We start from the raw sequence: 25854 nt of genomic DNA, 5'->3' as shown, positions 1-25854 counted from the left end.
AATCTTATTGTAACAGCTCTGTTCATAACGTTGTGAAATGTATAAAAAAGGAGGCTTCCATTGCATAGATAAAAACTTAGTACTTGAGCGACGAAGGGAACGAACATTTTCCAGATTCCCAGAACTGTTAAGCCGAGACCTCAAAGGTATGCTAAAAATAAAAATGCCGTTCACTCTAAGTGAACAGCATTACAGTTAAGCCCCCTTTTCTTTAAAGGGTCTTGAGGTATGTACGAATGGTTTTAGCTACCCCTTCTGCAGCTAAATACGGGACACCGTTGCCAATAGTTTTAAACATATCGGATAGAGTCATTGTTGAAGGGAGTTGAAACTCTTTTGGTAATGATTGAATAGCTAAGGCTTCTGCCGCACTAATTCTACGAGATTTATATGGGTGCAAATGTACTTCATTATTGCCATATGCAGCAGTTGGAGAGTAACGATTACGATGTAACCTTTTAAACGACTTTTTACTAACATCTCCCTCTAAAACTGTCTTAAATCTTTCCGAGTACGGTTGAAAGTGGTGTTTAGCATTAAGGTGTTTGGTGACTTTATTTTTCTTAAACCAATATTCAACCGTAAGTTCGTTAACTTCTTCTAAATGCTTAGGAAGCTTACGGACAGAGTTTTCTTTATAATCCGAAAACTCTGGCCAGATAGATTTATCTAAAACCTTAGCTTTATCAAATTTAACTTCCCGTTCCCAATGAAAATCAGTAGTTAGCTGCTCGCTCGTAAACTCTTCACTTACATGTTTACGATGAATACCAAACACTAAAATACGATCGCGGTCTTGCGGTACACCATATTCAATACTGTTCGTTAACCTGTCCGTTAGAACATAACCTGCACCTTGGAGCTTAATCTTCATATCATCATAGAAAGCTCTGTGTTTCACCGTTCGCCAAAGACCTTTCACATTTTCAAACAAAAAGAAATCAGGTTGGTTTTGGATTATTGAATCTACATAAACACGAGTTAGAACGCCATTATCGCCTTCAGAACCTTTATTTTTCCCTGCGACTGAAAAGTCAGGACAAGGAGGACCGCCAATAAAGCCTGTTAACGCTTCAGATTTTGCTCCTTGCACTAAATCATGAAGTAATAGCTTCTTCTCTCCAGTAACAAAATCATCAATGCTTCCTAGATGATGACCATACTTAGGTTCAGGTAAGTTCATATGTTTTCTTGAATACTTATAAGCATCCAAAAAAGGCTGATGAAATTCATTTACGAAGCGGACATCGAATCCAGAGAGCTCGAAACCAAGATCTAAGAAACCACTGCCTGAGAAGAAAGAAAAAATGATAGGTTTAGTTACTGAAGACAACTCTGTAGCCTTTAATTGTTAACAATAGTAAATAACGACCGACTATATTAGCGTATCAACGATGAAGTAGCACTCAATATTACATAAGATTAGATATCATAGTTCAGACCTGATCTGACTATCACCGATTGAAAAACGGGTAACTGTCAAATCTGGTCTGGGTTAGTACATTTTGTTTAAGGGTTTTTGTTACGATGTAGGTAAAATAACGATCAATTCCAAGGTCGGAATCAAGCCATAAATCCATTAAACGTTGGTATTGATCAATATCTTGTGCCTGTACCTTGATAATGTAATCAACCCCACCACCAGTGGCATAGCAATCCGTAACTTCTGGAGTTTCACACATTAACGATTCAAACCGTTTAAACGCTCTCGAATGATGTTCTTTTAGAGAAACCTCTACCAAAACCGACGTGCGCTTTAAAATTTGATTGATGTTTACTCTAGCACCATAACCTTCAATAATTCCGGCTTTTTCAAGCTTTTTAACTCGCTCCCAACATGGGCTAACAGATAAATGAATTTCATCCGCTAATTGCGATTTAGTAATACGTCCATTTTCCTGCAAAATTTGCAGTATTTTCATATCATATTGATCAAGCTGCATCATACCTCCAGCCTATTAAATCCTGTCATCCTTAGTGATTGAAAACTCTAATGCTTAATAAACAAGTGGCGTGGATAATCACACAAAGCTTGAGCGCCAAGTGATGTAATCACAATACTTTCGGTTGTTTCCAATCCCCAACTATCAAACCAAAGACCAGGCATCAAATGGAACGTCATGCCTTCTTGCAATACCGTGTCATCACTACTGCGTAAGCTCATGGTTCTCTCCCCCCAATCCGGCGGATAACTCAAACCAATCGGATAACCACAACGAGCCCCAGCTCTATCAAAACCAGCTTTATCTAAAATGGTTTGCAATACATTAGCTACATCAGCGCAAGTATTCCCGGGCTTCGCGATATCCATCGCGGCCTCTAAGGCAATGGTTAACGCTTCATCGGCGCGTTTAAATTCATCGTCTGGCTCACCTAAAAATATCGTTCTAGATAATGGGCAATGATAACGACGATGTACTCCCGCCATTTCAATAAAGGTACCTTCACCCTTATTAAAGGGCTGATCATCCCATGTTAGGTGTGGCGCTGAAGCATCTGCACCAGAAGGTAGCATCGGTACAATCGAAGCATAGTCGCCAAAGTACCCTTCATAACCTAATACAGCCTGACGATTAATCTCCGCAACCAAGTGATGCTTTGGTAATCCTGGCTCAATCATGTCAAAGGCGACTCTGTGCATGTTTTCAACGATTCTCGCAGCGTGATACATATACAATAGTTCTTGCTCCGATTTCACCGCCCTACACCAATTGACTAAACCAGTTGCATCTAATAACTGTGCATTCGGTAAACTATCTCTCAACCACTCGAATGCCGTAGCACTAAAATAGTAATTATCCTTTTCAACGCCAATACGCCCACGGTCCCATAATTTAGGTGTAAGAACAGCTTTAACCAAATATTCCATCGGGTGTAAATGAGGATTCATTACATAGTAGTCGGGATAATAAAAGACGTTCTCAGCTGCCATATAGACAGTTCTAAATGCTCCATTAGCATCTAAATAGCGACCAAACCAAATTGGCTCACCGTTAGTCGATACCACAACACATTGAGGGACATAGAAAGACCAACCATCATATCCAGTTAACCATGCCATATTGGAAGGATCATGAATGATTAATAAGTCCAGTTCATTTTCTTCCATTGATTGACGGACTTTAAGTAAGCGTTGCTGATATTCTTCCAACGAAAACTTAAATACAACTCGTTGCATATCCATTCCTCTTTGATAAATGCAGCGTCTAATTTGCAATTAAAAAAACCGCAATCCCATCATTTAACATCAGAGATCGATTACATTAATACCAATCCAAATAAGTCGTTATTCGAAGCTTACATAGTGAGAGTTAAGCAACTATCGAGCCATTTTTGAAACGGATATTAAAAGCGATTATTGATGGCTAATAGCTTAACTTTAGGTTTTGGAATTAAGCCTGATGACAACTTATTTCGATTGGCCTATCCCTGCCTGATGCAGGTTAAAAAAGGTTGAATAATAAAACCGTCATAATTTCAGTATGGTTCAGAGAATGGGATTTGCCTAAAAAATGTATTTCAAAAAAAAACAGACACGCGATGTATCTGTTTTTAGGTAAGTTTCTATCAATTTTTATAATGCTGAAATTTGAAAATTAGTACTTAACCTGATAACTCAGCATATAAGTTCGGCCTTGACCTTTGTAATCAAATACCGATGCTGGTGCCGAATTACCGTAATATATTTGAGCACGTTGTCCCCAAACCGTGGTGTAATCTTCATTGAGTAAGTTCTGAATGCCAAACCCTAAGCTGCCTACTGGTAATTTAACCGACGTGGTTAAATCAACTGTCGTGTAACCATCCAGTTCATTATCAGAACCATCACTTAAATCAAACATAGTGTTACTTTGTAAACGTAAAGCGTAAATATCATCATACCAACCGACCCAAGCTCCCATTTTTGATGCACTTGATGTCGTGACCGCAGATTTTACCCAATCACCATTAGCATCTTTTTCTTCACTACGGACAACATGACCTAGACCACCTATTTGTAGATTAGAAGTTAACCAATAATTAAGCTCTGCTTCTAAGCCATATACACGTTTATCGAAATCAGAAACTAATACCGCAAGAGTACTTTTATCGTAAGAGGTCACTTTGTCTGATAATGATATATAAGCAGCGGTCTGAATACTTAATTCACCCACTTGGTTTCGCATACCTACTTCGAAACTGTTGGTTTTCATTCCCTCTAACTTACTTTCAGACACATTAACACTATCGATTAGGTTCATGTGGCCATTTGCATCAGTTTGATAATTACCATTCCCGTAATATTTAGCAGGATCGGCTAAGTCAAAACCTTGCGAGAAGTTAGCCCATACTTGATTACGGTTATTAATGTGGTAAAGAGTACCTAAATTAAATAATCCCACCGCGTAGTCTGTGCTACCACCCTCAATAGTATCTGCAGAAATTGCACCACCTAAAGCAATCGTAGATTGAGCGTTGGCGCTAACAAAGTCATCAATTTTATTATTAATATATTGATAACGATAGCCGCCCTGCACTGTCCAATCATCGGTAATATTGTACTCGCCTTGTATAAAGCCTGCGACAGAGGCAACTTCAGTCCCTGGGTATCTGCCAATGGTGGCGTAGGTTTTATTAACTAAACCACCTGTTGCATAACTTGTTGCTTGGTCAAACATATCTTGACTACTATCTAAAGTATCGATGTAGCCATCAAGGCCATAGGAAAGGTTAAAGCGACCAAAGTCTTTTAATAATGCCATACGCAGACTAACTACTTCTGTATCCTGCTCTGACGCAGCCATATATGTACCGTAAATAAAAGGAATAAATGACAAACTTTCTTTACGGTAGGAAGCTTGAATCATTAGTTGTTGGTTTAAAAAGTCTGAATTTAAGTAATTCACATTCACCATATAACGTTCTGTGCCACCTTGGCGATCCGATTCATAACCTTTACTACGAACATTCAGTTGGCTTTCATCTCTTAAGCCAGCAAAGTATGTTCCAAAGTCGATACCATAAGGGCTATCTTGTTGACTATCATAATATTGTGCGAGAATGGATAAGCTTTGGCTATCAGTTAAATTCAATTCACCAGTTGCCATCAAATCTAAAACGGTATTGTATTGTAAAGAGCCTTGCGTAATATCTGGTACAATGATGTTGCCATTGGCATCGTATTTAGCACCTGTTTCATGATAAACAGCAGAAAGTCGACCACGAGCCTTCTCATTACCTCCACTGATCGATTGGGCAATTTTTCCATCATAATCTTCACCGTTATTAAAACTGCTACCACCACCAACATAAGTTTCAGCGTGTAAGCCTTCATCGCGCGCTTTTTTAGTAACAATATTAATTACTCCGCCAGTTGCCCCTGCACCATAAACAGAAGTTGCACCTGAAAGCACTTCAATTCGTTCAATATTAAATGGGTCGATAGAATCAAATTGGCGACTAATCGAACGAGATGAATTTAGCGATACACCATCAATCATTACCAAGGCAGAGCGGCCACGTAAGTTTTGTGAAGTATTCGTTCTTCCTTGGCTACCAATATCTAATGAGGGGATAGTTGCAGCTAAAATGTCCCCTAAACTTTTACCACTACGCGCTTCTTCCTCGATGCGCTCTTGATCTACATACCAAACCGTACCTGGAATATCACTAATACTTTTAGGTGCAGTACTTGCCACCACTACTACGGTATCTAATGATGTACTTTTTTCTTCGGCCTGAACGGAAAAGCTTGAAACACCTGCAACCGCTAATGCCAAGCTAACTGGTGCTAATTTTTTTGGTGGCAAGTTGAGTCCTTTTAACATGTTGATTTCCATTTAACTTCATCTCTCTATACTGTTTTTATTAAAAAATGCCCATTCATTCTTCTTAGCGATTAACGCTATTGATAATCCACTATCGTAATAGAAACCCACTACTGATAATCGAAATACCAATGATAATTATTACTATATCTGATAATAATTATCCCGTTATATTGGCTCTATGACCAACTTCATACAATGTTGTAGCTATCGATTATTCAAGCTACAAATTTAGGTTGAATTTAAATGCTCAACCTTATTATTCCTACTATTTAACTTTACTTTCTTAACAAATAGATAAAGTAGCCACCACCAATCAGTGATGCCAGCAGCCCTGCAGGTACTTGCCAAGGAAACCAAATATTGCGACCTAACCAGTCCGCTAATAACATGATGTTACTGCCTATCGCGCAGGACAAGAGCATTTGATGTCGTGCGCTATATTGTCCCATTGATTTAGCCATATGCGGTGCCAATAAACCGACAAAACTCAGCGGCCCCACCACAATCACAGCCAACACAGTAAGCATCGATGCAAACAACATTAAACATTGTCGAACTCGATAGGTATTCAGCCCTAAAGCACTCGCGGTAATATTGCCTAGCGCCATCAAATCTAGCCAGCGGTGACAAGTAAATAATCCAGCCGCTAACAATACCGTGCCAACGATCAAAAGTAAGGAATCTGACCACGCCACTAAATAAGTTGAACCGGATAACCAAGCTAATAAGGCTTTCACTTGCTCGTTACCAGAGGCTAATGAAATTCGAATCAATGAATCTAATAAGGCGCTTAATGCCACACCTGTCAATAACATTTTCACTGGCGAAAGTTGGCTCTTACGGCTAAACCACCACACCATAAACATGATGAATAAGGCTCCACCAGTGCCAAGCAGTAACTGCTCAAAACGCGTCACCGAACCAAACAACAACACGCCCAGCACTAAAGCAAAAGCAGCACCAGAACTGATACCAATCACTTCCGGGCTCGACATTGGGTTGCCCGTAATTCGTTGAATAATGCTACCCGCTAATGCCAATGCAGAACCGGCAAAAATCGCCACCAGTACTCTTGGCATTCTTAAATCTAAAACGCTATGTGCAAAGCTCAGTTGCCAGCCGAATTGGCTTTGTCCTAAAAACAAAGACATCAAAGTAAACGCCACTAACACCAATACTGAAATCACAAATACTGGTAGGAAGGTTTGTTCAGAAAATTGTGGATCAGAGCCTGGCTGAAACTTTTGCGAACTCGACCAGGTTTGTTTATTCAATAGCCACAGTAAACACGGCGCGCCAATCAAAGCCGTGACTGAACCTGTTGGTAATAACTCCCCTGCCACTCCCGCAAAAGGCATGACTAATAGATCAGTTAAAAGCAACAAAACCGCGCCCATTAACGTACTGAGCAATAATTGAGAAATCAGTCGTCTGGCCCCTAATAATTTGGCAAGACTTGGGGCAACCAAACCAATAAAACTGATAATACCCACTTCACTGACAATACTTGAGGTGACAAACACCGCAATCACCAAAGCAGCGATCCGCAATAACCCCACTTTGACGCCAATCGATGAGGCAACATCTTCACCGAGCTGCAAAATAGACAATGGACGCTGAATCACTAGCAGGAGCAATAATGCAATCGCAATTTGTGGCAATAAATGCGCGACACCACTCCAATCATTTTGATCTAATGCTCCGGCTCCCCAAATAAACAAGCCAGTTAATTGCTGTTCATTAAATAGGATCAACACCATGTTGAGTGAGCCTAAGAATAATGTCACCACCATGCCTGCTAACACCATTTGTAGTGGTGCAAAGCCTTTGTGGGCGGTCAGTAAAAACACTAAACCTGTCGCCATTAATCCACCGATAAAAGCGAGCGTTTTCGGTGTCAGCCAAAACAAACCACTCAGCTCGGAATGCCAAGCCGATAAAGGAAGTAATAATGCAATCGCAACCCCTAACTGAGCACCCGAAGCCACACCTAGCGTGGTTGGTGAAGCCAATGGATTCCTTAATACGGTTTGCATTACGGAGCCAGCAAGCGCCAATCCTGCGCCACACAACAACGCCATCATCAAACGTGGAAAATAACTGTAATGCAAGATAACTTGCTGATAGCTTTCTTGATCAGGAGAGAATAAAGCTTGAACCAACTGATCAATAGGTAATGAATACGGCATACTAGCTTTAATCAATAGGTTTAATAACCCAATGATCAGCGCAACGAAGACACCATATTTCATCACACCAAATTTAAAAGGAGTCGGGAGCGCAGCGTCCATCTACTTTGCCTTAACCTGTGATTCTATAGTGTTAGTTTGCGTTAAGGCTCGAGTAACTTCATCACTGAACTTTTGCGCAGCTAACAGTCCGCCAAACGTCCATACCGGTGGTAACTCATGGGCACGCTGCTCACGTACAAACTTCATGACTTTCCAAATAGGATTACTATTGAGCAGTTTTCTTTCATCACCGGTTAATGGTCCATAATAGAAAACTTCAGAGTCTTGAAATGGCGCTAATTGTTGAACGGTAGCTGAGCTAAACCCCCAGCTATTGCCTTGCTGTTGCCAAGCATTGGTTAATCCCATCAACTGAATCGTTTCTCCAGATAAAGAAGCATTACCATGGATGCGGATATGTTGCTCACCGATAAAACGGATCAATAACAAGGGAGAAATAGTTGTTTGAGAATCTTTTTCGAACTGTTCAATACGCTGTTTGTTAGCTTGGATCTTTTCATCAAAATCAGCAATCACTTGCTCTGCTTGCTCACTACGATGTAACACTTTACCGAGATTACGAACTTGAGATTTGGCATTTTCTATCGGTTGATGTGAATCAGTATAAATACTTAACACCATGGTTGGCGCAATGGCATTCAACTTTTGATAAGCTGGACTCATCGCATCACTCATCAAAATAAGATCTGGCTTCATTTGTGCGAGTAGCTCTAGGTTTGGCTCTCTTCTTGAACCAACACTGACAACACTTTCCGGTAATTGTGGTGAGACAACCCAAGCTTGGTAACCCTTAACATCCGCAATACCTACTGGAGTCACACCGAGCGCTAACAAATGTTCCGTCAACACCCAATCCAATGCCACAACTTTTTGTGGGATGGAATTAAATGTAACTACCCCCATCTCATGCTTAAAACTTTCAGCGTGAGAACTAAACGATGCCCACAGCATTAAGAATGAGACTAACCAGCTTTTCATACAAACTTCCTTTTAAATACATCTATATATGATGAGTACCAATTAACGGATATAGCTGATCGCATGACCAGATTCAGGATGAACAAATAAATCGAGTGGGATGCCGTAAATTTGATGCAGAACATCTTGCTGCATTAACTCATCAGGCGCGCCACTGGCTAACACTTTTCCTGAATGTAACGCCACCATATGATCACTGAATCTTGCCGCCATATTGATGTCATGCAGCACCATGATCACGGTTAACCCTAATTCCTGGTTTAACTCTCTCACCAAGGCTAATAATTCATATTGGTGAGCAACATCTAATGCCGAAGTAGGTTCATCTAATAAAATACATTCGCTTTTTTGTGCCAGTAACATCGCCATCCAAGCACGCTGTCTTTCGCCACCAGAAAGCGTCGCCACAAAACGGTCTTGCATATGGGTGAGCTCCACTTGCTCAATGGCCTGATCGATATATTCTTCATCTTGGGAGGTGTAGCGGCCGAACAACCCTTTCCACGGATAACGACCAAAGCGTACTAACTCGCGAACTTTGACCCCATCAGTCAACGGGGGATGTTGCGGTAAATAAGCAACTTTAAGTGCAAATTCCTTGGCCGATAATTCAGATAATGGTTCTTCATCTAATAAAATACAGCCTTGGCTGGCTTGCTGTTGCCTTGCTAACATCTTAATCAACGTGGATTTCCCACTACCATTATGACCAAGCAAACTGGTGACCTTGCCCTTTTCAAAGCTTAAAGACATCGGACTTAAAATGGTTTTATTTTGAGTCTCAAACGTAACATCCTGTAATCGAAACATATCCTTAAGCTCACTAAGCAAATCAAACTCCACAAATAGTAATGATTATCATAACCAGTATCAATAACGTTTTAAATTTATATACAATTCAATGGCACTTTTTTTGATATTTTCTGAATCAGAATTTATCCTTTTCTGTAGTCTAAATAACTAGATAAGTAGCGGGTTGGCGATAGGATCGGCTAATTCTGGTAATGGCCTTTCACTGCTATCTCCTAATCCAATTTTAAAACGTACTTTATTAAGACAAATCTTATCTATATGGGTAGTCAATAGATCTAAAGCTTTAAAACGTTCGCTCAATTCCGGATGTTGAGCTTGGTAGTCCTGCAAAGTACTTTTTAGTAATCGGTAAAATTCCGGCTCACTCACTCCACCAGCTTCAAGCATTGGAGAAACAAAACGCAGCACCGTCACAAAATGTCCAGTAAGTAAATCATGGATAAGATAATGAGCCGGCAAACGAACAAGGTTGGCTTGAATATCATGATCAAGTGTTGAAAGCTCAGGATAATCTTGCTCGATTAATCGCAAGTCACCGTGAAAATCTTTAATCAAACAGCCAACTGGGAAGTGGTTTTGTAAAATCAAAGTGACGTTTTGTCCATGCGCTACGATTCCCACACCATATTTAGCCATTAAATGATAAATAGGCACCACAACATGAGTAAACATCGCTTTCAACCAATCTTGAGGAGTTCGATTTGATAAGTGAATTAACGCTTCAATGCACGGCTCACCACTTAAATCTTTTTGCATTAGGGTTGCCATTGAAAGAGGTCTTTGGTGTTCACTCAGTAAGCTTTCTGCACGTTCTCGCCAAATACAACCCAGCATTTCTTGATAACGATATGGCCCGTCGATTTTAGATTGATAAGGATGAGGGCAATACACCCCACCAATTTCTTGTTGAACTCGCAGGCCAAGCTCATTTAAAACCACATCTTGTTTTGCAATATCCGCCAACCAAGTTGAGATACGTGCACCATGCGCAATATATTTGCCAGGAATCCCTCGATAGCAAGAGGTATTTAAGATCGTTAATGCGGTTTTGATGTCTACATCCACACTCGGTATTTCTGCCGTTAATGTTCTAATCGATTGCTGGGCCAACCACTTCACTGTCGTTGTACCGAGATCGATCAATTTATTTTCAACGAAATACTGTAAAAATTGGCTTTGAAGATAACGCTGCAACTGCCATGGATGTACAAGAATAATATCAAACTGATCTAACCCATCTGACGGCAATTTATCGAGTAGCAAATGCCATTCCTGCTCGGTGACAAAAGAAGCAAATAAATCCTGAATATCTAAGCCAACTTTAAACCCAGACACAGAAATCGATTTATCCACCGCCAAGAAATGTAGTGCAAATGCTTGACCTGATTCAGGAGAATAACGCTCAAGATCGTGCTCCCCCCACCCTAAACGGCCTTTATTGGCGATTAATTTAGGATGAGCATTTAAATATTTTTGTCTCGTGATTTCATCACACTGAACAATATCAAAAGCGGTAAGCCCTTGTTGGACTTCCAAGCTACGCAACTCACTTCTTAGCGTCTGCTGAACCTCTTCAAAAAAGCCAGCTAAATTCATATCAGAAATATTGAGTACAGGTTGTAAATCGATCAATAAATCATTTAATAAAGGGACTTCACCATGACTCGATTGAATGGAAGCATTATCAATGTTGAGCATGCCCCATACCGTTTCTTGTGCTTCAAATCTCCATTGATGATCCCCGAAATCGAGTACATAACTTTCCTTGCTCGATGTTTGAGTATTAGGTGCTTGAGCGCTCAATGGTGCACATTCAATTAACTGCTCAAAATGAATTTCACTTAATGTTTTACCAATCAAATTACGGTTTGCTTGTTCCCAAAATTTATATGACATGCAGCCTCCTACCACCCAATAACCACAAATAAGTCATTGATATTTATTCGTATGACAAACTTATGTAGCACGAAATAATCACCAAAAATCCCCCTTAATGTATTGACATCCACACCAAAGATCAACAATCATAATGATAATTATTTGCATTATCATTTAGGTTTGTGTTTTATGTGGTTATTTGGATCACTATTTACTTTAGGAATTAATCAGACATTACTGATCGCACTCCTACCACAAATAGCCGTGCTTTTTAACGTCGATGCACAAAGCCATCAATTAGGACTGATCGCAATAGCGATTAATGTCAATTTAATTAGTTATTGGGTGGGTTCAGGGATATGGGGAAAGTATCTTAATCGTATAAGTTTGACACAAGCCTATTGGATCGCAGGGATTGGATATATAACATGTCATATTCTTTTCATTGCCGCCCTGTTTCACTTATCAAGTCCGCAACTTTGGTTAGCCGCATTAAGTCGATTTGGACTTGGTTTATTCAGCAGTGCATTTATGCCAATAGGACAAACCTATCTCACTCACAAGCGACCTGCCGAATTAAATAACATATCAAAACTCAGTGGTATCGCCACGCTTGGTCGATTACTCGGCCCGACTTTGGTTTTTTTACCTTTAGGGTTATCCAATATTCTGTTACTCACACTACTCCCTATCGGCGTGAGTTTATTGTTCATAAAATGGTTAGCTAAAAACGATTTAAACCTGACTTTCATCCCCAATCATACCAAAGCGGTTTCTTCAATAAAGCTAGCTCAGGCATATAAATTGACCTTTTTGACTGCATGTTTAACTACCATGCTGGTCGCTATATACCAATTAATGCTAGTGCCTTATTTAAGTAAGTTAGGATTAAACTCCCAGCAAATATCCAACTACCTTGCGGGTATGATGTTGGCAATTAGCAGTTTAATGACCATCAATCAAATGTGGCTCACCCCTAAATTATTAGCTCGACCAACATTGATTTGGCACTTCATCAGTTGGCCTCTTGCTTTTTGTGGCTACATTCTCGCCACTTTTGAACATAGTTTGATAACGTTAATTATATTTAGCACAGCATTGACCATTGCGTTATCAAATCTACCAGCCTGGTATTCCAAGCAACTTTTATTTGTTAATCGAGACACTCCCCATACCAGTCAACTCAGCGGCCTCTTAGCGCAATCTCATTCTAGCGGGCACCTGATTGGCACTGCACTGGCATCTTTAGCAGTCTACTTAAATATCAACGCTGAATATCTGCTGATCATGTTTATTTCAATATTAGTGCTTAGTGCGGTGTTGCTTAAACGTCAACACCTCACCCAAGCCTCAATCGTAAATTAACCTGTCCAATTTATGGACCGTCACTGCTTCATATAAAGGAAAACATATGTCTATCTACCCATTAGCTATTCCAGATAGCACAGTACAACACACCTCAAGTTTAGGATTACAAAGCTTTTTCAATAGTTTTTTGATGGAAACAACAGGTTGTCGAGTCGTTCAGCAACACCTTTATATTTCACTTGGTGAACAACAATTAGCCTTACCATTAAGCTATGTATCGGCACTAGGGCGTCATCGTTATCAAGGCGATATTTATTTAATTAACTTTGCAGAAACTAACGACAAGTACCAAGTAGATTCAAATATAAATAATGCTAATAAAATCGATTTTTCACGTGCCGTATCGTTATTAGTCTCTTACTACTACCCTCATATAGATTCTAAAACGCATGATCGTTTCTTTAACCGAGTCGGAGAGTCAACACGCTATATTAATCGTGCAATGTTAGCACTAGAGCAACGCTCTCAGCTCGATCTTTCGGCAGATTGTTTCATTCAATCAGAACAATCTTTAGTTGGTGGACATAGCATGCACCCAGCACCGAAAAGCAGCGAACCTTTAACGGAAGAACAGCAATATGCGTACCTTCCGGAATACGCTCAAAGTTTTGCCATTGAATGGTTCGCCATCCACCCTAATTACATCGCCTCACAAACAGAAGCATCGCAGCTTCTCCATACCTTTAAAGCGCTATTACAAAGCAATTTATCTTTAGATGGAAAAACAACCCATCATATACCTTCGCTAATTCAACAAGGTTGGCTTGCACTACCTATGCATCCATTACAAGCCAAAGAGTGGCGAGAAAACATTAAAAAGCACGGCCTATCTGAATATGTTGTTGATTGTCAACTCTGCACGCATGGCTGGACTGCTACTTCATCCACTAGAGCGATTTATCACCCTCAATTGGCTTGGATGCTCAAAGTCTCTCTGCCGGTTAAGTTAACCAATTCTTTACGCCTACTTAGTGAAAAAGAAGCCAAACGAGGTGTTCAGTTTAGTCAGATATTACAGACTGCTGTGGGTCAAGAGATGCAACAAAGAATGCCTAACACTGAATTTATCCAAGAGCCAATTTGGGCTTCAGTAAAAGACTCAAATGGTCAGTGTCTAGACTTACCTTTAGTTTGCTTAAGAGAAAATGTCTTTTACCACTTTCAAGATTCCCTCACCACTCAACCCAATACTCATCTTCTGGCCACTGCGAATCAAAATATCAATGGTGAAAGTCAAATAGGACAATGGGTCAAAAGCTACGCACAAGAAAATCAACTGCCATTATCGGTAGCAGCGCGTCAATGGCTAAATCAATTTATGAACAACGTTATTCACCCATTATGTATTGCTCGTAGTGATTACGGCATCATTTTTTTAGCACACCAACAAAACATCCTGTTAGATATTGATAATAACCTACCAATCGGTATGAAATATCGAGACTGCCAAGGGATTGGATTAACGGATGTTGCCCTTCAAAAATTTTCCGAGCTTTTCGATAACCAAGAGCCCGAGTATTTTGTGTCACAAGATAAAGTTGATCCCTACCTTTCTTATTATTTGGTTGGCAATACATTACTCAATACCATTGCAACCATCTGTGCAGATACGCAAATAAAGGAGCATGAACTATGGTCTAGTTGCCAACACACATTTTCTCAATGGCGTCAAGCTCGACCGATAGACTCCGGTTTCTATGATTACTTACTCAAATCACCAACACTAAGATGGAAGCGTAATTTTTTCTGTTTCTTATCTAACTTTAACGAATCAACTTTACTGGACCCTAGTCAGATTTATTGCGAAATTGAAAATCCATTTTATGACGCTCAACCAAAAGAGAGACTATATAAACCTTTACCTTCCAATTCCCATCAACCACGTAGTATTTGTATTGAGTCATTACAAATTCTGACTGAACAAGATCATTCACATCAACGGTTCGCAATATATGAGTTGGGAGTATTACAAGGCGAATTCGATTTAATCTTGTCTCAAGGTGAGATCTATATCGATACCAAATTAACCGAGCCGATGTTGTGGTGGAGCGCAACAGAGCACGCGTTTTATACTAGTCATAAAGCCGAGCTACATTGTGGACATTGGCCTGACTTTGTTCTCCCTCACCTAACAGATGAAAAGCTATTACATAAAACCTTTCTACAAATAGCTCCAATATGGCACCAACCAGCACAAATCACAGAGTCAAAACAAAGACAAACAGCGCCCAACGGCATTTCACATCCTATCCGTCCGCCTAAACCCGTGGGTACTGTCTATCAACGCTATTGTTACCACCTAAAGCGTACAGTGTCGTTTCGAATGATCGAAATTCACCGCGATTTAGACATTTTCCACCGTTGGCATAATCACCCATTAACGTCGCCAATTTGGGAACTAGAAGGTAGCTTAGGGATGCATTCACAATACTTGCAAAAATTAGAACAAGACCCACATCAATTTGCCGTTATTGGAGAATTCGATGGGGTCGCTTTTGGATATTTTGAAGTGTACTGGGCAGCCGAAGATCGTCTAGGGCCTTATTACGAATTTCAAGACTATGACCGAGGTGTACACATCTTAGTTGGTAATTTTGACTACCGAGGGGGCACCTACTTTGATGCGTGGGGCAAGTCGATTCTACATTATTGCTTCTTAGTTGAACCGCAAACCATGAGCACAGTAGGTGAGCCAAACGCGAAAAACTATCGAGTCGTCAAAATCACGGAACGAATTGGCATGAAAAAACAGTTCGAATTTGATTTTCCACATAAGCGTGCTGCATTGCTGCAATGTCAACGTCAAGATTTTTTTGAAAACGTCATTTTTTAATTTCGCCACTGTCAGTGATGCTAAACACATCATCACTGACATTGCTTATACCAATCAAATTAATTAGATGATCAGAGATTACGTAGGAAAAAGCCTTGAGAACAAGGCATAAATTTTCGATAAGTAGTTACTCTACAATCAAAATTTATAACGCAGTTATCGAGGCTTTTCACAAGTAAGAATGATTAGATGATTAATGAGATTGGTATTAATACCTGTAGGGAACACATCATGAATAATCCACAAGATTTTGATTGCCTTGGAATTGGACTTGGCCCATTTAATTTAAGCATTGCAGCATTAATTGAAGAGTCAAAAACACAACTGCGAACGCGATTCTTAGAAAGAAAGCCTTTATTCAGTTGGCACCCAGGCTTATTACTCAGCGATGCAAAAATGCAGACTTCGTTTTTAAAAGACCTAGTCAGTGCCGTCGACCCCACAAGCCCATACAGCTTTTTAAATTACTTGGTAAAACAGCATAAATTCTATCCATTTTGTGCCTCTGGTCAGTCAGTCATTTCACGATTAGAGTTCTCGGACTACCTTGCTTGGACTGCCCATCAATTACCCAACACCCAGTTTGACTGTAACATTCAACACGTCGATTACGTCGACAATCAGTTTATTGTTCATTCAGAAACAGAGCGTTACACCAGCAAAGATTTAATCATAGGAACCGGCATGCAACCGCATATACCTGAATGTATCCGTGAGTTGGTATCCGATCACTGTTTTCATGCAAGTGAATTGGCTTTACGCGCGCCGGACTTAACAGGAAAACGAGTTGCAATCATAGGAGGAGGACAAACTGGCGCAGATATATTTCAGCACACCTTTGATCAACAATTCGGTAGACCTGAGAATATTGATTGGATTTCTCGACGCCCGAATATCGAACAATTAGACGAAGGTTGCTTTACTGATCAATATTTCATGCCCGATTACGTCAATCAGTTTTACCACCTAGACCAAAAGAATAAACATCGTGAAGTTTCCCACCAGAAACTAGCAAGTGACGGTGTCACGTCAAGTTGTTTAAATGGATTATATCAACGTCTCTATCACGACAAATATGTATTACGAAACCCTAAATGGTGGTCAATCAAACCTCATCAGAGCTTAATATCAGGTCAATATAGAAATGGAGAATATCAATTAGACATTCAGCATGGTCTGACCCAGAAAATCCAAACGGTAAAAGCAGATATTGTCATTCTCTGTACTGGTTTTACCCATGACCTCCCGGCATGTTTAGATCATTTAAAACCACTGATGATCACCGACCCACGCAACCGACTCATACTCAGTAGCGACTACTGTTTGCAATGGAAAGGAATGCAGAACAATCGTATTTACATTGTAAATTCTGGTACCGATAACCACGGCATTGCCGAGCCTCAACTTAGCTTAGCTGCATGGCGAGCTGCTAAAATCGTCAATAGCCTATGCCAAAATAACATTTATGAACTTGATGAAGAGCAAAATATTCTCGATTGGGGTTTGGATATTGAACCACAGCATAACTTTGCCAATGTAATCTCTATGTGACTGAAATAAAGATCTAGTCTAATCTAGATCTTTATTTTTGAATCATTAGTTTAATCAAAACCATTAACTTCCCCCCTTCATTTAGCTGAATTAAATCTTGCTAATACTCAAGTCACTTCAAGATGGAGTTTCAGCAATAATATAATGTTCATAAATCAACCTATTTCAGAGGCTTTTTATGATTACCGCCACACTTTATAGATCCAGAATGTGACGGTGCTAGCAACTCCTCTCCACAATAAAAAACCACCATTTGTCTTACAATATACTAAAAATGGTGAATCAAGGAGAGAGTCTATGTTAAATGCAGAATCTATTGTTAAAGATGCAATAGACGTCGTAACCCCATCTATTGAAAAGCTTTTTGAAAGAACAAATCGAAAAGAGCTTCATATCGTAGTAATGAATCCTGAGTTAAAGCCTTGGGAAAGTTCATTTGAAAATGCCATTTTGTATGAGAAATCATTAGGCAAACCAGAAACTTGGACGATTCCTTTTGAGCAACTTGCTCGCCAAAAAGCCAAACAAGCATGGCGAAACTCTGTGGCAAATATTAATGCTCAAACTCAACACCCCGCTTCAATTAGAGAAGGCGACATTTTGTTCTATGGCTCATTTGTTTACGGCAATATTGTTGTGGCATGTAGTGGCGTAGAGCAATGGTATGACATGCTAATTAGTGGTTGGATTGCAGTGGCAATTGAACAGATAACTATGAGTGAATATCAAAACAATAAAATTTCTAACCCTACACAACCTGTAAGATAAGGAAAAGACTGCCATGAATAATTTATTAAAAAAATTGCTTGTTACAGCTGGAATTCTTTTGTCAACCACCGCGGTTGCCGCAGACTATCCAACCAAAAACATTCGCCTTATTGTTCCATTTGGTGCCGGTGGTGGCACGGATGCAGTTGGTCGAACACTGGCTAACTCTGCGAAAGATGTTTTAGGGCAAAACATTACTGTAATGAATCGTACTGGTGGTGCGGGTGCAGTTGGTATGAGTTTTGGTGCACAACAACGCCCAGACGGCTATACCCTAACCGTAGTCACTCGTGAAATTTCCTCTTTACCTCAAATGGGGTTGATGCAACACGATGCGAGTGATTTTAAATTAATCCGTATGGTAAACCTTGATCCTGCAGTCGTGCTTGTGTCAAAAGATAGCCCATACAACACCATTAATGACCTTATTGCAGAAGCAAAGAAAGAACCAGGTTCACTAAAACTTGCATCAACAGCAGCTCCCAACTTTTACTTAATGGCGCTTGAGAAAAAAGAAGGCATCAAACTGAATGCGATTCCATACAACGGTGCTTCAGAAGCGATTCCTGCGGTACTAGGTAAGCACACTGATGTGACTATGGTAACGCCAGGAGAAGCGATTGCTCAATTGCGTTCAGGCCAACTAAAAGCATTGGGCGTAATGTCTGCAGAGCGCATTGATTACCTTCCTGAAGTACCTACTTTAAAAGAGCAAGGTGTCGATGTAGTAACAGGTACATGGCGTGGTATTGGTGCACCGAAAGGCACACCTGATGAAGTAATTGAAACTCTAGGTAAAGCGTTTGACCAAGCAATGGCGAGCGATGAGTTCAAAGGATTCATGACAAAAGGGGCGATGACTATTCATAACCTCAATGCTGAAGAGTTCACTCAGTTTGTTGCTGAAGATACTAAAGCATTAGGCGCACTCATTAACGACAAATAGTAACAACAAAAAATGGGGCCTACAGGCTCCATTTTTGCTCAATTAACTAATTAAGTTGTAGAGTTTATTATGAAAGATCGAAACCTTACCTTCCCCTTTTTAATGATCTTGATGAGTATTGGCGCATTAATTGTGATCAGCCAATTTGATAAGCCCATGTTCCAGGATGCTAGCGTTGACGCAAAATTCTTTCCTCGAGTGATTGCGTTCGGCATTATTATTCTATCTTGTGTATTGATGCTTCAAAGTATTATACAAAGAACAAAACAGACACTACCTCCAATTTTCTCCAAACTGTCTTTATTTGGAGTTGGATTTCTCATTCTGTATGCCTCATTAATTTATTTCATTGGCTATTTAGCCGCTTCACTTATTGCCTTTACTAGTTATTTAATCTTCCTAAAAATCAAAAAACCTATGTATTACGTTTTTTCGACGATTTTTGTCTTCTTTGTTTATTACTTATTCAGCGAAGTCTTTTTTATTTCTTTGCCACAAGGCGTATTTTTCTAAGAGGCGGTTATGTTAGAGCATTTATTGAACGGCTTAGCCGTCACATTCAGTTTTGAAGTTCTGCCTGTCCTGATTTTTGGAGTATTGGGCGGCATTATCTTAGGTGCACTACCCGGCTTAACCGCCACTATGGGGGTTGCAATTCTTTTACCTTTTACTTTTGGTATGGAGCCTACCGCCGCGTTAGTGATGCTCATTGGTGTCTATATCGGTGGCATTTATGGCGGTTCCATTGCGGCTATTTTGCTTAAAACACCTGGCACTCCCGCATCTGCTGCCAGTGTACTGGATGGATATACCATGTCTTCCAATGGACAAGCCGCACGTGCATTAAGTATTTCTGCCATTGCTTCTTTTGTTGGTGGATTGATCAGTACCATAGTGCTGATTGCCATCTCCCCTCTTTTGGCGAAGTTTGCTTTAAAATTTAACGCTCCTGAGTATTTTGCTTTAGCGTTATTTGGTTTAACGATTATTGCCAGTGTGTCTTCACAAAACATTCTCAAAGGCTTATTAGCAGGCGGAATTGGCTTATTGATTTCCACTGTCGGTTTAGATCCAATCAGTAGTGTTCCACGATTTACCTTTGGCGTGATGGATTTATACAGCGGTGTGAATGTAATTCCAGTGCTAATTGGTTTATTTGCTCTATCTGAAGCGCTAAATCAAATCGAAAAAATCTTGTCTGAAAAACAAATCAAACCACCTAAGTTTGATCGTAAATTACTCAGTAAGAAAGATTTAAAAGAAATGATGCCGACGGCAGTGAAAAGCGGATTAATGGGAACAACCATAGGTTCAGTACCAGGTGCCGGTGCTGATATTTCTGCCTTTGTTTGTTACAACGAAGCAAAACGATCTTCAAAGAATCCTGATGAGTTTGGTAAAGGATCGGTGAAAGGCTTAGCGGCGGCTGAAGCCGGTAACAATGGTGTAACTGGCGGTTCATTAGTGCCACTGCTTACTTTAGGTGTTCCTGGCGATGCGGTAGCGGCAGTACTTCTTGGGGCATTAATCATTCAAGGTTTAACCCCTGGACCATTACTATTTGCTCAAAGCCCGGAAGTGGTTTACGGCGTGTTCAGTTCAATGCTGGTGGCTAACATAGTGATGTTGATTGTCGGCCTACTTGGCATTCGCTTTTTCTGTCGCATTATTGAAGTACCTAAGATTTTAATGATCCCGATTATTATCTTCTTATCAATTGTCGGCGCGTATGCCATCAACAACTCAATGTTTGATATTGGTATCGCAATTGGCTTCGGTGCTTTAGGCTTTATTCTCGGTAAATTAGATATTCCATCTTCACCGATTTTACTGGCTATCATCTTGGGACCAATGGCGGAAACCAACTTGCGCAAGTCATTGTTAATGTATGATAACTCTTGGTCTTTCCTATACGATAGACCGATTGCCTTAGCCTTTATTGTATTGGCTGTTTTATCGGTTTACTCTACAATGAAAATGAAAAAGCGCGCGAATAAAGACGCTTAATTTTCTCAATTTCAATCATAAATAAAAAGTGCCGACATCTTAATCAAAGTGTCGGCACTTTTATCAATATCCCTATGAGCAATTGGTTAACAAATATTTTCTTCGTGAACCCACACTGCCATTTCAACACGTGAACGTAAATTCAATTTTTTTAGCAAACTTTTGACATGGACCTTCACCGTTCCTTCTGCAATATCAAGTTTACGAGCTATCATCTTATTCGTCATACCTGTCGCAACTAACTTTAACGTTTGGAATTCCCGCTTAGTTAAACTATCAATCCCGCGTTGTACTTTCTTATTACGTAATCCTTCCATTAAAATAGGTGCCATTTCAGGGCTTAATACCATCTGACCATGACAAGCTTGCTCAATCGCTTTTAATAACTCTTCCGGTTCCATATCTTTGAGTAAATATCCATCAGCACCAAGTTTAATCGCATTAGTCAAATCCCCTTTATAATTCGATACCGTAAACACTATAACTCGGCTTGATAAATGACAATTACGCAATTCTCGCAACGTTTCAAGACCATTCATCTCTGGCATATTAAGATCCAAAAGAATAAGATCTGGATCGTATTTTTCAGCTAGCTCAATACCATCTACACCACTATGAGCCATTGCTACCACTTGCATATGACTACTCATTTCAATTAAATGCTTGACCCCACCACAAAGCATTGGATGATCATCGATTAATAATATGGTTGATTTATCAGTGTGTTGTATTTCCATAGCAATACCTTTTTTATTGAGGCGAGAATTCAATATTAATACGAGTTCCCATTCCTAGTTCTGATTCAATATTAAACTTACCAGGTAACGACTTTGCTCTATCTCTCATAATAGTAATGCCATAATGATTTTTAGGTTCGGTGATTCTGCTCATACCACAACCATTATCAATCACGGATATAGATACTTTTTGATTCGTAGGATCGTATTTAGCATCGATATCAACGGAGCTGGCATGGGCATGTTTATAAATATTGGATAAAGCTTCTCGAATAATATGAACAATATGCACAGCTTGATGAGCAGAAATACTATTGGCAGGTGCATCAAAATTTAGCTGAATGATTAAACCAAGTTTCTCATTAAATTCTTCAATGGTATTTTCAAGGGCTGGCAATAACCCAGGTTCCGTCACTTTTAATCTGAACGTAGTGAGTAAATGCCTAAGTTGACTATAGGCGGTGTCCACTTCTTGGCGCATTTCTGCGACTAAGGTTTTTTGATCATCCGAAAATTGTGCATTTTGCATTTGCAAACAACTTAAGCGTATTTTCATACAAGACAGAGATTGTGCGATAGAATCATGTAGCTCACGAGCAATGGTTGCCCTTTCATTTGCGAGCAACACTTCACTATTGAGATGTTCTTGATATTTAGAGGCTAACGAACGCGTGATTTGCTTGCTTAAAGTATCAATCAATTGCAATTCATCATCCGAAGCTTGTTGCTCTACGAAGAAATCAATTTTAAGGCGACCGTAACTGCGTAATCCATCTTCTAATTCCCACGCCTTCACTGAACCTACAACATCGGACACATCAGACATCGTATAAAAACAAGTATCACAGTGATTGTCTAAACAGCTTTCTGGTCGCTGATATTGTGCAGTGGTGACAACTTGTTGATTCGCCGATTTATGATAATCAGCAATTTCTAAGGTAATATTTTTGTAGCCTGTAATCTCTTTCAACTCAAAAATAATAGGAGAAAATAATGCACAGTAGCGTTCATTTTTATCTAGAATCAAAGCACCACTGGAACGATTTAGAAAATCGAGTAACCGATTCTTATACGTCAAACTCTGGGTTTTGATTGTCACTAAAGATTCTAAGTTGGCATACATGCCTTCAAGTTTATCCGCCATGCTGTTAAACATGGTTCCCAATTGATGTAGTTCATCTTTTTTATTGGTCGCAGGAAAACGAGATTGTAAGTGACCATTTTTCAAATGAAATGACATAGTTAATAGCTGACGCCAAGGATGAAAAATACGACGCCGTAAATGAACAATATTCACCAGTAACAGGATTATAAGAAGAAAAATAAAAAGGGTTTGTAAGGATTTTAAAATCCATAGACGGTGTTCTGTTTCTTTATCAATCAAATGCACTAATTGATCTAATTGAGAGACATATTGAGTGATCTCACCTCTTGCTTCATCAGGAATCTTCGCAGTTAATAGGCTTGGCTTTACCACTTCAAGCCAATAGACATGCACATTTTTATACTCGTCTGAAAAACCGCGCTCTTGTAAATAATCTTCCAAAAATTGGGAATGACGACTTTTATCAATTGCGGTTAAAACGTCATCTTTTTTTTGATTAAGAGGGAGTAATGAAAGCAATTCAAAACTTTGCATCCGCATATAGCCAATTCGGTTTATGGCATGAGCGTTTCCTTGAATACTATTTGCAAACCAGGCTGACACCGACATTCCGACAATGGCACATAGCGAAATCACCAACATAGAGACAGAAATTTTACTGACTAAAGAAAAAGGATTCCAAAAGAAAGTCATTGGGCTTCGTTTTAATTTTGATTTCTGCAAATTAACTTGTGTCATAACAGTCATTTTGAAAAGAATGAGTCGATATTTTATGCTTTTCCCCATAGAACCATATAACCATTTGTGGGTATCACTTAATATCCACGTATCAATATTATCGATGACACAATCAAGAGAAGAATCATAAGCAATTGATATTAAGATAAATAAAAGCAAATCGATAACTACCTATATTGTCCATGCAACCTCTTTTCAATACTAAAAAATGCACATCCACTTGATATGTGTCAAAAAGCCCTCTCAAAAATAGGTCAAAGCTAATCGAAGTTTTCTCCCAACTAAGGACTTTGAAATGGAATCGACCATTCATAATAATAAAAATATCAGCAAGGTTTTAACCCATTGGGTTCCTGAAGATCCAATATTTTGGCAGCAAGAAGGACAACATATTGCTCGGAAGAACTTATGGATTTCCATTCCTTGTTTGTTATTGTCGTTTTGCGTTTGGATGATATTTAGTACGGTTTCGATCAATCTAAATAAAGTGGGGTTTAGTTTCACCACAGATCAATTGTTTTTATTGACTGCATTACCTTCGGCATCTGGTGCGATCATGCGCATCCCCTATTCATTTATGGTTCCGATTGTGGGAGGACGTCGTTGGACAGCTTTCACTACGGCCTTTCTTGCAATACCTTGTATTTGGTTGGCCCTTGCCGTCCAAAATCCCAATACTCCTTATTCCGTATTTGTTTTAATTTCCCTGCTGTGTGGCTTTGCTGGTGGTAATTTTGCTTCAAGCATGTCCAACATTAGCTTTTTCTTCCCTAAACATAAGCAAGGTGGGGCGCTTGGCCTGAATGGTGGCTTGGGTAATCTTGGTGTCAGTGTGTTGCAATTATTAGCCCCACTTGCCGTATCTATGGGGATCTTTAGCTTCTTTATTTCTGGTTCTCAACAGCCAGACGGAAGCATGTTGTGGCTCGCGAATGCGCCATTGATTTGGGTCCCTTTTATTATTATTGCGACGTTGGCAGCTTGGTTTGGGATGAATGATCTCGCGACAGCCAAAGCATCAATATCGGATCAATTACCGGTATTAAAACGCCCTCACATGTGGATATTAAGTTTCTTATATTTATCCACTTTTGGCTCGTTTATTGGATTTTCAGCCGGCTTTGCAATGTTAACCAATACACAATTCCCAACGGTAGATATCATTCATATCGCCTTTATTGGCCCTTTATTAGGCGCATTAATGAGACCAGTTGGTGGCGCGCTATCGGATAAATTTGGCGGGATCAGAGTTACCACCATTAACTTTATTTTAATGGCAATCTTTACCGCTTCGATATTCTATTTCTTACCTGGAGAAATCTCAGAAAACGGTAATTTCGAATTATTCTTTATCGGGTTTATGATGTTATTCGCAACCGCAGGTCTGGGCAGTGGCTCAACATTCCAAATGATTGCTGTGGTATTCCGACAATTAACGGTAGAAAGAATGCTGCGTGAAAATGGTGGTGATGAAGAAAAAGCACAAGCACGGGCCATCAAAGACTCCGCTGCCGCTCTGGGATTTATCTCAGCAATAGGCGCCATTGGTGGCTTCTTTATCCCAAAAGCTTTTGGAACGTCTTTAGCATTAACTGGCTCGCCACTGGGTGCTATGAAGGTTTTCTTAGGCTTTTACATCGTATGCATCATTTTGACATGGGCGGTATACGGACGTTATGAAAAGAAATAATTAAGATCGAATCGATTAATAGGTTTTAAAAAATACCAGCTGTAAAGGCTACTAATAATTATCTAAAGATATAAATAAATGTCAGGGGTTAATAAATGATTATAATTATATCTAATTAATATGTCTGAGATTGGAGGCAATACTTTGTCTTATTTCGACACTCATCAACTAGACGTTAAAAATTGGCATTGCTCTCTTAATCTGTGCTCAGATTTCCAGAGCAATCGTATTCAAGGATTGTTTAAAAGTAAGAGTGAATATGTTGCCATTTGGTATAGCTATAAACTTACTATCTAAGCAATCAATTCTTTTGTAGACGTTAAATTTGTTGAATTAACAAATCCTACCTATAAAAAATGAGAAAGAATATAAAAGTTTTT

General features: G+C 39.6%; 18 protein-coding genes. 8 read left to right on the top strand and 10 right to left on the bottom strand.

Going from position 1 to position 25854, the window contains the following annotated elements; genetic code table 11:
* Window positions 1-211 precede the first annotated feature (211 nt).
* The 8 genes from ACE3G9_RS01830 to ACE3G9_RS01795 form a co-directional block, all read right to left on the bottom strand.
* Entirely contained in the window at window positions 212-1333 is a 1122-nt protein-coding gene (locus tag ACE3G9_RS01830) for a DNA cytosine methyltransferase (RefSeq protein WP_449218322.1), read from the bottom strand.
* Window positions 1334-1454: 121 nt separating this feature from the next.
* Entirely contained in the window at window positions 1455-1943 is a 489-nt protein-coding gene (locus tag ACE3G9_RS01825) for an Lrp/AsnC family transcriptional regulator (RefSeq protein WP_449218321.1), read from the bottom strand.
* Window positions 1944-1990: 47 nt separating this feature from the next.
* On the bottom strand, window positions 1991-3178 hold the full coding sequence (locus ACE3G9_RS01820; protein WP_449218320.1) for a M24 family metallopeptidase: 1188 nt from the start codon (window positions 3176-3178) through the stop codon (window positions 1991-1993).
* Between the two features lie 418 nt (window positions 3179-3596).
* Complete coding sequence (locus ACE3G9_RS01815) at window positions 3597-5807, bottom strand: TonB-dependent receptor (protein WP_449218319.1); 2211 nt, start codon at window positions 5805-5807, stop codon at window positions 3597-3599.
* A gap of 278 nt (window positions 5808-6085) precedes the next feature.
* A complete protein-coding gene (gene fhuB / locus ACE3G9_RS01810; RefSeq protein ID WP_449218318.1) occupies window positions 6086-8101 on the bottom strand; it encodes a Fe(3+)-hydroxamate ABC transporter permease FhuB in 2016 nt (671 codons plus the stop codon).
* Window positions 8102-9040, bottom strand: coding sequence for an ABC transporter substrate-binding protein (locus ACE3G9_RS01805; protein WP_449218317.1), 939 nt, complete (start codon window positions 9038-9040; stop codon window positions 8102-8104). It lies immediately after the preceding gene.
* A gap of 42 nt (window positions 9041-9082) precedes the next feature.
* Complete coding sequence (locus ACE3G9_RS01800) at window positions 9083-9850, bottom strand: ABC transporter ATP-binding protein (protein WP_449218316.1); 768 nt, start codon at window positions 9848-9850, stop codon at window positions 9083-9085.
* A 150-nt stretch (window positions 9851-10000) separates the two neighbouring features.
* On the bottom strand, window positions 10001-11749 hold the full coding sequence (locus ACE3G9_RS01795) for an IucA/IucC family protein (RefSeq protein ID WP_417880631.1): 1749 nt from the start codon (window positions 11747-11749) through the stop codon (window positions 10001-10003).
* Between the two features lie 171 nt (window positions 11750-11920).
* Here ACE3G9_RS01795 and ACE3G9_RS01790 point away from each other — a divergent pair, with 171 nt between their 5' ends.
* The 7 genes from ACE3G9_RS01790 (at window position 11921) to ACE3G9_RS01760 (ending at window position 21204) form a co-directional block, all read left to right on the top strand.
* Window positions 11921-13096, top strand: coding sequence for an MFS transporter (locus ACE3G9_RS01790; protein ID WP_417880632.1), 1176 nt, complete (start codon window positions 11921-11923; stop codon window positions 13094-13096).
* A 46-nt stretch (window positions 13097-13142) separates the two neighbouring features.
* Window positions 13143-15932 (top strand): GNAT family N-acetyltransferase, encoded by a 2790-nt coding sequence (locus tag ACE3G9_RS01785; protein ID WP_449218315.1) that lies wholly within the window; start codon window positions 13143-13145, stop codon window positions 15930-15932.
* 231 nt (window positions 15933-16163) lie between these two features.
* Complete coding sequence (locus ACE3G9_RS01780; protein ID WP_449218314.1) at window positions 16164-17483, top strand: lysine N(6)-hydroxylase/L-ornithine N(5)-oxygenase family protein; 1320 nt, start codon at window positions 16164-16166, stop codon at window positions 17481-17483.
* A gap of 297 nt (window positions 17484-17780) precedes the next feature.
* A complete protein-coding gene (locus ACE3G9_RS01775; protein WP_417880635.1) occupies window positions 17781-18251 on the top strand; it encodes a hypothetical protein in 471 nt (156 codons plus the stop codon).
* A 13-nt stretch (window positions 18252-18264) separates the two neighbouring features.
* Window positions 18265-19197, top strand: a complete 933-nt coding sequence (locus ACE3G9_RS01770; protein ID WP_449218313.1) for a tripartite tricarboxylate transporter substrate binding protein — start codon at window positions 18265-18267, stop codon at window positions 19195-19197.
* Window positions 19198-19266: 69 nt separating this feature from the next.
* Entirely contained in the window at window positions 19267-19710 is a 444-nt protein-coding gene (locus tag ACE3G9_RS01765) for a tripartite tricarboxylate transporter TctB family protein (RefSeq protein ID WP_417880637.1), read from the top strand.
* A 9-nt stretch (window positions 19711-19719) separates the two neighbouring features.
* Window positions 19720-21204 (top strand): tripartite tricarboxylate transporter permease, encoded by a 1485-nt coding sequence (locus ACE3G9_RS01760; protein WP_449218312.1) that lies wholly within the window; start codon window positions 19720-19722, stop codon window positions 21202-21204.
* An 86-nt stretch (window positions 21205-21290) separates the two neighbouring features.
* On the opposite strand, the gene narL is transcribed toward ACE3G9_RS01760, so the two are convergent.
* Together narL and narX are read right to left on the bottom strand one after the other, a co-directional pair.
* Window positions 21291-21941, bottom strand: a complete 651-nt coding sequence (narL, locus tag ACE3G9_RS01755) for a two-component system response regulator NarL (RefSeq protein ID WP_417880639.1) — start codon at window positions 21939-21941, stop codon at window positions 21291-21293.
* A gap of 13 nt (window positions 21942-21954) precedes the next feature.
* The gene (narX, locus tag ACE3G9_RS01750; RefSeq protein ID WP_449218311.1) at window positions 21955-23739 is read right to left on the bottom strand and encodes a nitrate/nitrite two-component system sensor histidine kinase NarX; all 1785 of its coding nucleotides are present in this window, start codon (window positions 23737-23739) and stop codon (window positions 21955-21957) included.
* A gap of 340 nt (window positions 23740-24079) precedes the next feature.
* On the opposite strand from narX, the gene ACE3G9_RS01745 reads away from it, so the two are divergent.
* Window positions 24080-25474, top strand: coding sequence for a NarK family nitrate/nitrite MFS transporter (locus ACE3G9_RS01745; RefSeq protein ID WP_449218310.1), 1395 nt, complete (start codon window positions 24080-24082; stop codon window positions 25472-25474).
* The last annotated feature ends 380 nt before the right edge of the window (window positions 25475-25854 follow it).

Source organism: Vibrio sp. E150_018 (assembly GCF_053544035.1).
The sequence above is the reverse complement of the archived record's forward strand: the minus strand, read 5'-3'. Positions and strand labels throughout refer to the sequence as shown.

Excerpts from the sequence above, each read along its gene's own strand:
- ACE3G9_RS01825 (WP_449218321.1), bottom strand. The coding sequence starts at position 1,943 with ATGCAGCTTGATCAATATGATATGAAAATACTGCAAATTTTGCAGGAA.
- ACE3G9_RS01820 (WP_449218320.1), bottom strand. The coding sequence starts at position 3,178 with ATGCAACGAGTTGTATTTAAGTTTTCGTTGGAAGAATATCAGCAACGC.
- ACE3G9_RS01815 (WP_449218319.1), bottom strand. The coding sequence starts at position 5,807 with ATGTTAAAAGGACTCAACTTGCCACCAAAAAAATTAGCACCAGTTAGC.
- fhuB (WP_449218318.1), bottom strand. The coding sequence starts at position 8,101 with ATGGACGCTGCGCTCCCGACTCCTTTTAAATTTGGTGTGATGAAATAT.
- ACE3G9_RS01805 (WP_449218317.1), bottom strand. The coding sequence starts at position 9,040 with ATGAAAAGCTGGTTAGTCTCATTCTTAATGCTGTGGGCATCGTTTAGT.
- ACE3G9_RS01800 (WP_449218316.1), bottom strand. The coding sequence starts at position 9,850 with ATGTTTCGATTACAGGATGTTACGTTTGAGACTCAAAATAAAACCATT.
- ACE3G9_RS01795 (WP_417880631.1), bottom strand. The coding sequence starts at position 11,749 with ATGTCATATAAATTTTGGGAACAAGCAAACCGTAATTTGATTGGTAAA.
- ACE3G9_RS01790 (WP_417880632.1), top strand. The coding sequence starts at position 11,921 with ATGTGGTTATTTGGATCACTATTTACTTTAGGAATTAATCAGACATTA.
- ACE3G9_RS01785 (WP_449218315.1), top strand. The coding sequence starts at position 13,143 with ATGTCTATCTACCCATTAGCTATTCCAGATAGCACAGTACAACACACC.
- ACE3G9_RS01780 (WP_449218314.1), top strand. The coding sequence starts at position 16,164 with ATGAATAATCCACAAGATTTTGATTGCCTTGGAATTGGACTTGGCCCA.
- ACE3G9_RS01775 (WP_417880635.1), top strand. The coding sequence starts at position 17,781 with ATGTTAAATGCAGAATCTATTGTTAAAGATGCAATAGACGTCGTAACC.
- ACE3G9_RS01770 (WP_449218313.1), top strand. The coding sequence starts at position 18,265 with ATGAATAATTTATTAAAAAAATTGCTTGTTACAGCTGGAATTCTTTTG.
- ACE3G9_RS01765 (WP_417880637.1), top strand. The coding sequence starts at position 19,267 with ATGAAAGATCGAAACCTTACCTTCCCCTTTTTAATGATCTTGATGAGT.
- ACE3G9_RS01760 (WP_449218312.1), top strand. The coding sequence starts at position 19,720 with ATGTTAGAGCATTTATTGAACGGCTTAGCCGTCACATTCAGTTTTGAA.
- narL (WP_417880639.1), bottom strand. The coding sequence starts at position 21,941 with ATGGAAATACAACACACTGATAAATCAACCATATTATTAATCGATGAT.
- narX (WP_449218311.1), bottom strand. The coding sequence starts at position 23,739 with ATGACTTTCTTTTGGAATCCTTTTTCTTTAGTCAGTAAAATTTCTGTC.
- ACE3G9_RS01745 (WP_449218310.1), top strand. The coding sequence starts at position 24,080 with ATGGAATCGACCATTCATAATAATAAAAATATCAGCAAGGTTTTAACC.